The organism is Peribacillus sp. SIMBA_075 (genome assembly GCF_046534585.1).
Window position 1 is genome coordinate 1 of sequence record NZ_JAWRYN010001678.1, and the last position, 233, is coordinate 233.

At 44.2% G+C, this 233-nt stretch carries 1 protein-coding gene; it reads right to left on the reverse strand.

From position 1 onward, the window contains the following. Positions 1-233, reverse strand: a 233-nt coding sequence (locus SB775_RS34135; protein WP_410865727.1) for a pyridoxal-phosphate dependent enzyme, incomplete at both ends; no start/stop codon positions are given.

Here is a 233-nt window from a genome sequence, read left to right on the forward strand (position 1 = left end):
ATGGCGGCTCCTGAAGAAATACCGCCAAGAATTCCTTCCTCTTTTGCTGCCTTTCTTGCAAGCTCAAATGCATCTTCGTTTCTTACTTGGATAATGCCGTCATATACTTCCGTATTCAAGATGGATGGAACAAACCCTGCTCCAATCCCTTGAATTTTATGCGGACCTGGCTTTCCTCCTGATAATACTGGGGAATCTGTAGGCTCTACCGCATAAAGTTGAATAGATGGGAT